The sequence below is a fragment of the Streptomyces sp. NPDC055103 genome (genome assembly GCF_053607625.1).
Genome location: NZ_JBSGTX010000035.1, coordinates 59,987 through 70,985, shown reverse-complemented (window position 1 = coordinate 70,985; position 10,999 = coordinate 59,987). Strand labels below are relative to the sequence as shown.

Annotated in this window: 13 protein-coding genes; 3 read left to right on the top strand and 10 right to left on the bottom strand. The window is 71.7% G+C overall.

The window, feature by feature from the left end:
- Positions 1–92 precede the first annotated feature (92 nt).
- From ACWFR1_RS22415 to ACWFR1_RS22400, 4 genes are all read right to left on the bottom strand, one after another.
- Positions 93–848: an AIM24 family protein gene (locus ACWFR1_RS22415; RefSeq protein WP_453553795.1), complete on the bottom strand. Its 756-nt coding sequence runs from the start codon at positions 846–848 to the stop codon at positions 93–95.
- 19 nt (positions 849–867) lie between these two features.
- Positions 868–1,548 carry an AIM24 family protein gene (locus ACWFR1_RS22410; protein WP_453553793.1) on the bottom strand — a complete coding sequence of 227 codons (681 nt, stop codon included), beginning with the start codon at positions 1,546–1,548 and terminating at the stop codon, positions 868–870.
- Between the two features lie 14 nt (positions 1,549–1,562).
- A complete protein-coding gene (locus tag ACWFR1_RS22405) occupies positions 1,563–3,188 on the bottom strand; it encodes a TerD family protein (RefSeq protein WP_453553791.1) in 1,626 nt (541 codons plus the stop codon).
- 131 nt (positions 3,189–3,319) lie between these two features.
- Positions 3,320–3,895, bottom strand: coding sequence for a M48 metallopeptidase family protein (locus ACWFR1_RS22400; protein ID WP_453553789.1), 576 nt, complete (start codon positions 3,893–3,895; stop codon positions 3,320–3,322).
- A 210-nt stretch (positions 3,896–4,105) separates the two neighbouring features.
- Here ACWFR1_RS22400 and ACWFR1_RS22395 point away from each other — a divergent pair, with 210 nt between their 5' ends.
- A complete protein-coding gene (locus tag ACWFR1_RS22395; protein WP_453553787.1) occupies positions 4,106–5,257 on the top strand; it encodes a TOMM precursor leader peptide-binding protein in 1,152 nt (383 codons plus the stop codon).
- A gap of 41 nt (positions 5,258–5,298) precedes the next feature.
- Positions 5,299–6,648, top strand: a complete 1,350-nt coding sequence (locus ACWFR1_RS22390) for an ABC1 kinase family protein (RefSeq protein ID WP_453553785.1) — start codon at positions 5,299–5,301, stop codon at positions 6,646–6,648.
- Between the two features lie 7 nt (positions 6,649–6,655).
- Here the strand turns inward: ACWFR1_RS22390 and ACWFR1_RS22385 are convergent, their stop codons facing one another.
- From ACWFR1_RS22385 to ACWFR1_RS22360, 6 genes are all read right to left on the bottom strand, one after another.
- Positions 6,656–6,838 (bottom strand): hypothetical protein, encoded by a 183-nt coding sequence (locus tag ACWFR1_RS22385; RefSeq protein ID WP_125745537.1) that lies wholly within the window; start codon positions 6,836–6,838, stop codon positions 6,656–6,658.
- Positions 6,839–6,952: 114 nt separating this feature from the next.
- Positions 6,953–7,276 (bottom strand): hypothetical protein, encoded by a 324-nt coding sequence (locus ACWFR1_RS22380; RefSeq protein WP_453553783.1) that lies wholly within the window; start codon positions 7,274–7,276, stop codon positions 6,953–6,955.
- Positions 7,273–7,641 (bottom strand): WhiB family transcriptional regulator, encoded by a 369-nt coding sequence (locus tag ACWFR1_RS22375; RefSeq protein WP_453553781.1) that lies wholly within the window; start codon positions 7,639–7,641, stop codon positions 7,273–7,275. Before ACWFR1_RS22375 ends, ACWFR1_RS22380 begins: the two co-directional genes overlap by 4 nt.
- 172 nt (positions 7,642–7,813) lie before the next feature.
- The gene (locus ACWFR1_RS22370) at positions 7,814–8,092 is read right to left on the bottom strand and encodes a hypothetical protein (RefSeq protein WP_453553818.1); all 279 of its coding nucleotides are present in this window, start codon (positions 8,090–8,092) and stop codon (positions 7,814–7,816) included.
- Between the two features lie 233 nt (positions 8,093–8,325).
- Positions 8,326–10,494: an ATP-dependent DNA helicase UvrD2 gene (locus ACWFR1_RS22365; RefSeq protein ID WP_453553779.1), complete on the bottom strand. Its 2,169-nt coding sequence runs from the start codon at positions 10,492–10,494 to the stop codon at positions 8,326–8,328.
- Positions 10,491–10,643: a hypothetical protein gene (locus ACWFR1_RS22360; protein WP_453553777.1), complete on the bottom strand. Its 153-nt coding sequence runs from the start codon at positions 10,641–10,643 to the stop codon at positions 10,491–10,493. Before ACWFR1_RS22360 ends, ACWFR1_RS22365 begins: the two co-directional genes overlap by 4 nt.
- Here ACWFR1_RS22360 and ACWFR1_RS22355 point away from each other — a divergent pair.
- On the top strand, positions 10,642–10,899 hold the full coding sequence (locus ACWFR1_RS22355) for a mycoredoxin (protein ID WP_317598921.1): 258 nt from the start codon (positions 10,642–10,644) through the stop codon (positions 10,897–10,899). The genes ACWFR1_RS22360 and ACWFR1_RS22355 overlap by 2 nt on opposite strands.
- Positions 10,900–10,999: the final 100 nt, after the last annotated feature.

Genomic DNA, 10,999 nt, shown 5'->3' with positions numbered 1-10,999 from the left:
GCTCCCCGCCGCGCGGGGGCCCGGTTTCATTTTGGTCGTTGTTGGGGGGGGGGGGCCCCGGGCCCCCCCCCCCTCACACGTACGCGCTGTGGTCAGTTCCAGGCGTTGTTCTGGTTCTGCGCGTGGGCGCCCTGCTGGCCCGCGCCGAACTGGGCGGCGATGCCCTGGCCGATGGCCGCGTTCTGCGGGGGCATGACCTCGCTGGGCTGGACGAGCGCGAAGCCCTGGCCGAGGAAGCTGAGCTCCCAGCCCTCGCCCGTGTTGCCGCGGCGGCTGCGGACGCTGGAGCTGTGCGTCTGTGCCTGCATCTGGACGCGCAGCCCGGTGGACCAGGCGACGATCGCGTCCGCGTCGACGCTGACGTACTTCTCGGGCGTGACCTGCATCATCAGCGGCTGGCCCGAGGTCATGAGGGCGACCTTGCCGCGGCCGGAGATGTTGAGCTGGTACTTGCCGGAGCCGGAGATGCCGTACTGGCTGTCGACGGCGATGACCTCGGTGTGGAGGGTCGAGTCGAGCGCCAGGACGTAGGCGCTGTCGACGGTCAGGCCCTCCTGGTCGACCTCGACGACGTGGACGTACTGCGCGAGGTTGGCGAAGTAGACCGTGCCCTGGCCGGAGCAGCGCATCAGGTCGAGGCCCTCGCCCGTGCGGGCGCGGGCCCGGCGCTGGTTAGGGGTCTGGTACTCGCCGTCGAAGTCGACGAGCCCCTGGTACGCGACCATGGCGCCCTTGCGGGCGAGGATGTCGTCCTGCCCGGTGAGGCTGACCCGCAGGAGCTGCGGGTTCTGGATGACGTACCGCTCCTGGCTCTGCTGTTCGGCGTGGTTGAAAAGCGGGCTCTGCATGGTGTGTTCTCGCTCCCCCTCAGCCCCGGACCCGAAGGCGGTCGGTGCTGTCCTCGCTCGGCTGTACGACGACGATGCCCTGGCCAGAGAAGGCCATCTGCATGGCCTCGCCGCTGCCCCGACCGATGAGGGAGGAGGCCTTGAAGCTGCGCTTGCCCTTGACCTTGAGCGACGGTGACCAGGCGACGAGCGCGTCGGGGTCGACGTAGGTCTCGTCCTCGCCGCGACCGCAGTCGACGACGATCGGGGTGCCGCGCGAGGTGAGCGCGACCCAGCCCGTACCGGCGATCTCCACGTTGAACAGGCCCTGGCCGGCGAACTTGGCGAGTCCCTTGACCCGCTCGACGCCCCACTGGAGGTGGGCGTCGAAGGCGAGCAGGTTGGTGCCGTTGACCGACAGGGAGTCGTTCTGGAGGTTGATCACGACGACGTCGGCGCCGTAGTCGGCGAGGTAGAGCAGTCCGTCGCCGGAGCACTTCATGATCGGCGTGCCCTCGCCCGTGGCCCACTCCTTGGCGACCTGGCGGACGGCGGGCGGGTTGGGCTCGTAGGTGATGAAGCCCTCGTAGGCGACCATCGCGCCGGTCCTGGCGTACAGGTCCTGGCCGGATGCCATGGCGACCTTCAGCATGGTGCGGCCGTGGTTCTCCATCCGGGCCGCGACGGGGGTCGGGGCGTAGCCCGCGAGTTGCTGGTTCATGACTTCGGGCTCCCTCAGACCTCGTAGGGCTGGACGACGATGAAGTTGCCGGGGGCTCCCCGGAACTGGAGGTTCACGGTCTCTCCGCTGTGGCCCGGGTAGGCGTTGCGGCGGAGCCGCACCTGGCTGGAGAGGATGACCTGGGACGCGGACGACCAGGCGACGACGGCGTTGCAGTCGGCGAAGGTGGTCGGCGTGACGGGCAGGACCACGGGGATGCCGTGGGTCTTCACGACGACCGTGCCGGTGCCCTGGAACTGCATCGTGAACAGGGCTCCGCCGGGGATGCCGTGTCCCTCGATGCGGCGGACCTCGTACTGCAGGGACTCGTCGAACGCGAGGACGTTCTCCGCGGAGACGCAGATGCCGTCGCCCTGGAGCTCGATCGGGTGCAGATGGGCGCCTTCCTCGGCGAGGAAGACCTGGCCGCGGCCGGTGCACCGCATCAGCTGCATCTCCTGGCCGGTGGCGTTGCCGACGATCCGGCCGGCGAAGCCCGCGCCCTTGTGGGAGAAGTCGACCTTGCCCTGGTACATGACCATGGAGCCCTGCCGGGCGAGGACGGGGACGCCGCCCATGGCGAGGTCGACCCGCATGAGCTGCTGGTTCTGCGGGGTCCAGCGGGCGCCGGTGGCGGTCTCCTTGTACGGCGCGAGCGCGGCGGCGAGCCCCGCGCCGGCGGCCGGGACGCCCTGCGGGGCACCCGCGGGCTGCTGCCCGAACTGCGGCTGCTGCCCGTAGGGGCCGGGGGGCGCCTGTCCGTACGGAGGCTGCTGGGGCGGCTGGCCCTGGCTGCCGGGGTACGGACCGGGTGCCTGACCCGGGACCTGGCCGTACTGCGGCGGCTGCCCGTACGGGGCGGGGGCCGGCGCGGGCGGCGGGACCTGGGCGGGGGCCATGGGCGCCACCATCGTGGGCGCCGCGTGGAGCGGCGGCGCGGGCGCGACGGGCGCGGGCGGGGCCTGCGGGGCTCCGAACGCGGGAGCGGGGGCCTGCGGCTGGTGCGCCGCCGGTGTGGGCGCGCCGAAGCCCGGGGGCGCCGTCGCCTGCTGCGGCGGGGCGAACCCCGGGGCCGCTGCCGGTGCCTGCGCCTGCGGCGCCGCGGGCTCCTCCTCGGCGACCTCGCCGCCGAAGTTCCGCAGGAGCGCCTCCAGGCCTCCGTCGAAGCCCTGGCCGACGGCGGCGAACCGCCAGACGTCCTTGAGGTAGAAGTCGCCGAGCATCACCGCGCGCTCGGTGGAGAACTCCGCGCCCGTGAAGGCGTACCGGGCGACTTCCTCGCCGCCCGCCACGATCCGCACGTGGCCGGGGCCGACCTGGGACATCTGGCCGGCGCCGTCGATCGTCGCGGTGAACGACAGCTTGTGGATGTGTGCGGGGATGCGGTCGAGGGTGATGCGGAAGGACTCGGTGTCACCGGACTGGGACCCGAGCAGCTGGATGGACTCCTCGGGCGACTTCGGCTGGTTGAAGAAGACGAAGTAGCGGTCGTCGGAGAGCCGCTCTTCCGCGTCGAGTCCGAAGCAGCTGATGTCGAAGCTGAGTCCGGGCGCCGAGATCTGCACACCTACGTACAGATCGGTTCCCGCGGTCAGATCACTGATCTTGGCCTTGTGGCCGCGTTGGAATTCCCTGGCCATGCGTAACGACCGTCCCCCATCCCGAATGGCGAATGCTCGCGCCAGGCTAACGGCTGAGTGCGACATTGAGACAGGGCAGGTCGTTTTCGGTACGGAATCGGGAAACATGCACGCTGCCGGTATCGGCGGTGTCACTCCTCGCGAGCACCCGGGAGGTGTGGGAGCCGCTCGGCGGCCACCACGCCCTCCAGATAGCCGCGGGCGCGCTCGGTGCGCGGGTACGCCTCCAGGAGCCGCCAGAACCTCGGTCCGTGGCCGGGGACGAGAAGATGTGCCAGCTCGTGCAGGAGGACGTAGTCGACGACGTACTCGGGCATGCCCTGGAGTCGGTGGGAGAGGCGGATGCTGCCCTCGGAGGGGGTGCAGGAGCCCCAGCGGGTGTTCTGGTTGGTGACCCAGCGGACCGAGTCGGGGCGCGCCCGGCCGCCGTAGTACTGCTCGGAAAGGCGCAGCGCCCGCTCGGTGAGCTCGCGGTCGCCGAGGACGCTCCGGCTCTCCTGGGCGGCGAGTTTGTCCAGCATGACGGTGACCCAGCGCTGCTCCTCCGCCTCCGACATGCGGGCGGGGATGAGCACGATGGTCCGGTCGCCCTCGCGGTAGGCCGAGACGGTTCTGCTCCGCCGCGCGCTTCTGCGGACCTCGACCGCACTCGTCCCCGAGCCGCGGGGCGGCTTGCTGGTCACGCTGCGCTGTGGGTCGGCGGGCACGGCCCCGACGTTACCTGGCGGCGGCGGGGGAAGTCCTCCCTCCGGAGGGGTTTCGGGAACGATCCGCCCCCTCCGCGCACCATTTGAATGACTAATCCCCCTGGGCTGTGGACAACTTTCGGCGACCGTCACGGCGGCGGGGCATTCTCGCTTCAGGACGACGGAAGAGCCGTTGTCGATCTTGAATGCGGTCATGGACGGGGCGGGGAAATGCATCCGATGGTGAAACCGGCGCTGCGACGCGCCTGGCGGAGTCTGCAGTGCGTCCAGTTCGGCATCACCCCCGCGCACGCGGTGGTGATGAGCCCGGTCGACGCGCTCACGGGGTCGCTCCTCGCGCTGCTCGACGGCACCCGGGGGACGGAGCTGCTGCGGGCGGAGGCGCGGGCGCTCGGACTGCCGGACGGACGGCTGGAGGCGTTCCTCGGGCGGCTGGCGGCGGCCGGGCTCCTCGCCGACGCCTCGACCGGGCGGCCGGGGAAGGCGGGTCCCGGTGCCGGCGCGGTGGACTCGGCGCTCGACCCGCTCCGCGCCGACCTGGCCTCGCTCTCCGTCGTCCACCGCGAACCGGACCGGGCGCTGCGGACGCTGACCGCCCGGCGGGCCCTGCGCGTCCAGGTCCGGGGTGCGGGGCGGGTGGGGGCGACGGTGGCGGCGCTGCTGTCCGCGGCGGGCGTGGGCACGGTCGAGGTGCTGGACTCCGGCCGGGTCGAGCCGTGGGAGTCCGCCCCGGGCGGACTGCCGGCCGAGGCCGTCGGCGAGCGGCGGGCCACGGCGGCTCGTCGCCTGGTGAACCGCTGGGCCCGTGGCGGTCCCGGAAGAGGCGGAGGGTCCGCGCCGGGTGACGGCCGCGGCGCACCCGGCCTGTCACTCGTCGTGGTGACACCACGGGACGGTCTCGGCGCGTACGTCCCCGACCCGATCCCGGCCGAACCGTGGATCGCCACCGGGACCCCTCATCTGTACGCGGGCGTGCTGGAGGCGACGGGGACGGTCGGGCCGCTCGTCCTGCCGGGCGGGACCGCCTGCGCCCGCTGTCTCCAGGAGGAGCTGACGGATCGGGAGCCCGTCCGGCCCCGGCTCGTCGCGCAGTGGCGCTCGGGCGCCCCGCATCCGCTGCCCGCCTGCGATGTGACGCTGGCCACGGCCGTGGCGGGGCTCGCCGCCGCGCACGCGCTCGCCTTCCTGGACGGGGATCTCCCGGCGAGCACGGGCGCCCGATGGGAGGTGTCACTGCCCCTGTTGGAGTGGCGGACGGAGCGTCTGCGACCGCACCCGGACTGCCCGTGCGGGGCGGCGCGCGGCGGAGAAGGGGAGCGCGCCTCGGCAGCCGGAAGCACGCAGGACACAATGGCGGGGTAACGGCCCTGCGCGACACGGCAGTCTGGGATTTGGAGGGGCACATGTCTGATCTTCCCCGGAAGGCGGTCACCCGGACCGCCAAGTTGGCCGCGTTGCCACTCGGCTTCGCCGGGCGGGCCACGTGGGGGCTGGGCAAACGGATCGGCGGCAAGTCCGCCGAGCTGGTCGCCCGGGAGCTCCAGCAGCGCACGGCCGAGCAGCTGTTCAAGGTGCTCGGCGAGCTGAAGGGAGGGGCCATGAAACTCGGTCAGGCGCTGTCCGTCTTCGAGTCGGCCCTTCCGGAGGAGGTCGCCGGACCGTACCGGGCGGCGCTGACGAAGCTTCAGGACGCGGCTCCGCCGATGCCGACGAGCACGGTCCACGCGGTCCTGGAGGAGCGGCTCGGCGAGGACTGGCGGGAGCTGTTCCTGGAGTTCGAGGACAAGCCGGCGGCGGCCGCCTCGATCGGGCAGGTGCACCGGGCGGTCTGGCACGACGGGCGCGAGGTCGCGGTGAAGGTGCAGTACCCGGGCGCCGGGGAGGCACTGCTCTCGGACCTGACCCAGCTGAGCCGCTTCGCCCGGCTCCTCGGGCCGCTCGTCCCGGGGATGGACATCAAGCCGCTGATCACCGAGATGCGGGACCGGGTCTCCGAGGAGCTGGACTACGCCCTGGAGGCGGCCTCCCAGCAGGCGCATGCGGAGGTGTTCGCGGGCGATCCCGACGTCGTCGTACCGGCCGTGGTGCACCAGTCGGAGCAGGTCCTCGTGACCGAGTGGATGGACGGCATCCCGCTCTCCGAGGTGATCGCGGACGGCACGGAGGCCCAGCGGGACCGGGCGGGGCAGCTGCTGGCCCGCTTCCTCTTCTCCGGTCCCGCGCGCACCGGGCTGCTGCACGCCGATCCGCACCCGGGGAACTTCCGGCTGCTGCCCGGCGCCGAGGGGGACGATGATCCGGCGAGCTGGCGCCTCGGCGTCCTCGACTTCGGCACCGTGGACCGGCTCCCCGGCGGGCTGCCGGAGACGATCGGCGTCTGTCTGCGGATGGCGCTCGCCGGTGAGGCCGAGACCGTCTACGAACTGCTCCGCGCGGAGGGGTTCGTCAAGGAGTCCGTCGCCCTCGACCCGGACGCGGTCCTCGCCTACCTGCTGCCGATCATCGAGCCGGCCGAGGCGGAGACGTACCTCTTCACGCGCGGTTGGCTGCGCGCCCAGGCCGCCCGGATCGCCGACCTCCGCTCGCCCGCGCACCAGCTGGGCAAGCAGCTCAACCTGCCGCCCTCGTATCTGTTGATACACCGTGTGACATTGAGCACCATCGGCGTCCTGTGCCAGCTCAACGCGACGGTACGGCTCCGGGACGAACTGGAGGAGTGGCTGCCCGGCTTCGTGGAGCCGGACACCGACTGAGCCCGGGTCACCACCAGGCGGAGTCGAGCCGCCCCTCGATCGCGCGGATGTGGGCGCGGGCGCAGTCCTCGCAGAAGTACTCGCGCCGGCCGTTCTCCACCGAACACGTCCAGGTCAGCGGGAGGGTGTCGGTGGTCTTGCCGCAGCGCGCGCAGGCGAGGGGTGCCTCGGGGGTACGGGCGTCGTTCATCCTCGTGACGATAGCCCGGCGGGGGCGCCTCGGCCCGGGCAACGCACCGCGGGGGCCGGTCCGTTCGGACCGGCCCCCGCGGGCGCGCCCCGGAGGGCGCGGGGTGGGAACCCCTTAGTTCATGACGGCCATGGCCAGCGCGCGGCGGGCGCGCAGCGAGACGCGCTCGGCGCGGCGCTGCATGCGCCGGGCGGCGACCAGGCGCACGGCCTGGCGTTCCGCATCGGCCTCACGCCGGCGATCGTGCATATGAGCACGAGCCAGGGCTTCTGGGATGAGTTGCATTTCGCGGATCCTGTTCTGACGCGCGGTGTGCGCGGCGGTGGTGGAGAAGTCGGGGGTCGCGGAGCCGATGGGCTCGATGGCGGAGGAGATCATCGGGGCCTGCTTCTGGGGATCGTGCGTGGAGGGACGGTCGATGGTTCCGGTGACGTTCATGCCGCGACCGGGTTCTTGCGCGGACGGCCACGGGGCCGCTTCCGGGCTACGACGACGCCCTGGACGAAGAGCTCGCCACCCCAGACGCCCCAGGGCTCGCGCCGCTCCTGCGCGCCGGCCAGGCAGGCGGTCACGAGCGGGCAGGTCCGGCAGAGGGACTTCGCGTACTCGACGTCGGCCGGGGACTCCGCGAAGAAGACCTCGGGGTCGTAGGCACGACAGGGGACGGGGACGCCGAGGTTCTCGATGGCGTCGTCGAGCGCGGTGAGCGCGGTGAGGGGGGTCAAAGTCTGGTCCTCCGTGGAGCCGGGCAGGGGGATCGAATCGGAAGGCGGTACGGACGGGGCGTGCGCTTCGAGTTGCACGGTGGTCTTTCCTCGTCTGGTCGTTCCGGCCTGGTGGGCCGGGGATTCGGCTGGTACCGGGTGTTGCTGCCCGAGGCCCCTTCGCTCCGTCATCCCCGTTCGGGGACAAACAGAAGGGCCGCGGATCCCGGGTGGGGTTCCGCGGCCCTGAAGGCGCCGGTCTGATCATGGATCAGACTGGATCACTCCAGGGTTCGAGCCCACGGAAGGCCCACATCATGTGGTGGTGCGTCGTCGTCTGCCGCTGCTGGATTCCGGCACCGGTCGCGGCGAAGGCATAGGCCGTGGCCTTGCCTGCTGCTACTGCTTCCAGTGCCTTGGTCGGTCGCTCATTGCGCTCGAAGGCGGGCGTGCCGAGACCGGACAGACCGGTGACGGGCAGACCGCTGCCAAGGAACGCAGCGCCGGAGAGGCCGAGCGAGCAGGCGGAGACGATCGCGCGATCGGTCATTTTGGCGGTGCTGACGAAGCCGTTGATGCTGGTCTCGATGTTGCTGATCACGGGGAATCGCCTCCTCTCGGCGTCTCGGAGGGCTCGGGTGTGAGCCGGACCCTCATATGTATGTGGACAAGTACAGCACGAAGACAGGGCTTCTAAGAAGCCGCCGTGTCCGTGGTTAAGAACCTATGGCGCTTGACGGGGCGGGCGCAAACTATTTTCGCGACGAGTTTTCCTCAGTCTTCCTAGTCCCCCGTGCCTCCTTCCCCACCTGCGCAGATGGCCAGGACGTCGGCCCCGAAGCGGTCGAGCTTGCGGATGCCGACACCGGAGATCGAGGAGAGCTCGCCGTCGGTGGTCGGGACGCGCTCGGCGATGGCCATGAGCGTCTTGTCGGTGAAGACGCAGTAGGCGGGCTGGGCCAGCTCGCGCGCCTGGTCGGCGCGCCAGTCGCGGAGCCGCTCGTAGAGCGCCTCGTCCATGTCCGAGGGGCAGTCCTCGCAGCGCATGAGCTTCATCGCGCCCGCCTCGGTGAGCGTCGCTCCGCAGACCCGGCACAGCACGGGGCCTCGCGGCTTGCGCCGGCCGGCCGCGATGCCCCGCTCGATGCCTCCGCCGGCGGCGGAGGCGACGGAGCCGAGGGAGCCGGAGCCGGGCCGCAGCCCCTTGAGGAAGCGGGTGGGGCGCCGGGAGGCGCGGCCGCCGGGGGCGCGGGACAGCGCCCAGGAGAGCGAGAGGTGCAGGCGGGCCCGGGTGACGCCGACGTACAGCAGGCGGCGCTCCTCCTCGACCTGTTCGTCGGTCTTGGCGTAGGTGATGGGCATCATGCCCTCGGTGAGGCCGACCAGGAACACGGCGTCCCATTCGAGGCCCTTGGCCGCGTGCAGCGAGGCGAGCGTGACGCCCTGGACGGTCGGCGCGTGCTGGGCGGCGGCCCGCTCGTCGAGCTCGGCGACCAGGTCGGAGAGGGTGGCCCCGGACTTGGCGCGGGCGAAGTCCTCGGCGAGCCGGACGAGGGCGGCGAGCGACTCCCAGCGGTCGCGGACCGCACCGGAGCCGGACGGCGGCTCGGTGGTCCAGCCCTTGGTGGAGAGGACGGCCCTGACCTGTGAGGGAAGGTCCTCGGCATCGTCGAGGAGGGAGTCGTTCCCCCCGGCGCGGGCGGCGCCGCGCAGGGCGATGCCCGCTTCCCGCACCTCCTGGCGCTCGAAGAAGCGCTCGGCGCCGCGGAGCTGGTAGGGCACTCCGGCGTCGGCGAGGGCCTGCTCGTAGACCTCCGACTGGGCGTTGATCCGGTAGAGGACGGCGATCTCGCCGGCCGGGACGCCGGCAGCAACCAGGTCCCGGATGCGTCGGGCGGTGCCCTCGGCCTCTGCCGGTTCGTCGGCGTACTCCGTGTAGACGGGCTCGGGGCCCGGGTCGCGCTGGGAGATCAGCTCCAGGCGGTGCTCGGCGGCCCGGCCGCTCGCCTGGCTGAGCAGTCCGTTGGCGAGGTGGACGACCTGCGGGGTGGAGCGGTAGTCGCGGACGAGCTTGACCACCGTGGCGTTCGGATGACGGTTGCGGAAGTTCAGCAGGTGATCGGGGGTGGCACCGGTGAACGAGTAGATGGTCTGGCTGGCGTCGCCGACGACGCAGAGGTTGTCACGGTCGCCGAGCCACAGGTCGAGCAGGCGCTGCTGGAGCGGGGAGACGTCCTGGTACTCGTCCACGACGAAGTGCTGGTACTGGCGGCGGATCTGGTCCGCGATGTCGTGGCGGTCCTGGAGGATGCCGACGGTGAGCAGCAGCACGTCCTCGAAGTCGATCACCGAGCGGTCGCGCTTGAGCTGCTCGTACAGGGCGTAGATCTGGCTGATCTCGGCCGGGTCGCGCGGGGCTTCCCTGACGGACTTGGCGACCGCGGCCGGATAGTCCGCGGGGACCGTCTGGGTGACCTTGGCCCATTCGATCTCGCTCGTGACGTCGCGCAGCTCGTTCCGGTCGAGCCGGATGCGGCAGCGGGCCGCGGCGTCGGCGACGAGCTGGATCTTCCGCTCCAGGAGTCGGGGCATGTCGCCGCCGACGGCCTTCGGCCAGAAGAACTGGAGCTGACGGAGGGCCGCGGAGTGGAACGTCCGGGCCTGGACGCCGCCCGCGCCGAGCTGCCGGAGCCGGCCGCGCATCTCGCCCGCCGCGCGGTTGGTGAACGTGACGGCCAGCACACTGGCGGGCTGGAGTATGCCCGCCCGCACCCCGTACGCGATCCGGTGGGTGATGGCGCGCGTCTTGCCCGTGCCGGCTCCCGCCAGCACGCACACCGGGCCGCTCAGGGCGAGCGCGACCTCGCGCTGCTCGGGGTCGAGCCCGTCGAGCACCGCGTCTGCCGTCTCCGGGACCTGCGGGAAGAGAGTGGAGTGCGTTGCTGCTGTCACCTGTCCATGCTGCCAGGTCCGGCGAGCTCGGTGCGGCGGCTCGTCCACAGGCGGTCGGCACCGGTCATACGAATTCCGGGAATGGGACGGTCGGGGCGTACGTTCTTCTTCTCGGCACCCGTCAGCGAACCAGAGGAGCGCCAGGCCATGCAGGGCACTGTGACGATGTACAGCACCACGTGGTGCGGCTACTGCCGTCGGCTGAAGAGCCAGATGGACCGCGAGGGCATCGCGTACTCGGAGATCAACATCGAGCAGGACCCGGAGTCGGCCGCGTACGTCGAGAAGGCCAACGGGGGCAACCAGACCGTCCCGACCGTCCGCATCGTTCCCGTCGCCGGCGGCGACGAGGTCGTCATGACGAACCCGAGCCTCGCGCAGGTGAAGCAGGCGCTCGGCGCCTGACCCCGCGCATCAGGGCCTCGCGAGTCACGGCCCCGCGAGTCACAGCCCCGCGGGTCACGGCCCCGAAGCTCAGGACCCCCGATCGGAGAAGCCCTCCGGT

Excerpts from the sequence above, each read along its gene's own strand:
- ACWFR1_RS22415 (WP_453553795.1), bottom strand. The coding sequence starts at position 848 with ATGCAGAGCCCGCTTTTCAACCACGCCGAACAGCAGAGCCAGGAGCGG.
- ACWFR1_RS22410 (WP_453553793.1), bottom strand. The coding sequence starts at position 1,548 with ATGAACCAGCAACTCGCGGGCTACGCCCCGACCCCCGTCGCGGCCCGG.
- ACWFR1_RS22405 (WP_453553791.1), bottom strand. The coding sequence starts at position 3,188 with ATGGCCAGGGAATTCCAACGCGGCCACAAGGCCAAGATCAGTGATCTG.
- ACWFR1_RS22395 (WP_453553787.1), top strand. The coding sequence starts at position 4,106 with ATGCATCCGATGGTGAAACCGGCGCTGCGACGCGCCTGGCGGAGTCTG.
- ACWFR1_RS22390 (WP_453553785.1), top strand. The coding sequence starts at position 5,299 with ATGTCTGATCTTCCCCGGAAGGCGGTCACCCGGACCGCCAAGTTGGCC.
- ACWFR1_RS22385 (WP_125745537.1), bottom strand. The coding sequence starts at position 6,838 with ATGAACGACGCCCGTACCCCCGAGGCACCCCTCGCCTGCGCGCGCTGC.
- ACWFR1_RS22380 (WP_453553783.1), bottom strand. The coding sequence starts at position 7,276 with ATGAACGTCACCGGAACCATCGACCGTCCCTCCACGCACGATCCCCAG.
- ACWFR1_RS22370 (WP_453553818.1), bottom strand. The coding sequence starts at position 8,092 with ATGACCGATCGCGCGATCGTCTCCGCCTGCTCGCTCGGCCTCTCCGGC.
- ACWFR1_RS22355 (WP_317598921.1), top strand. The coding sequence starts at position 10,642 with ATGCAGGGCACTGTGACGATGTACAGCACCACGTGGTGCGGCTACTGC.
- ACWFR1_RS22360 (WP_453553777.1), bottom strand. The coding sequence starts at position 10,643 with ATGGCCTGGCGCTCCTCTGGTTCGCTGACGGGTGCCGAGAAGAAGAAC.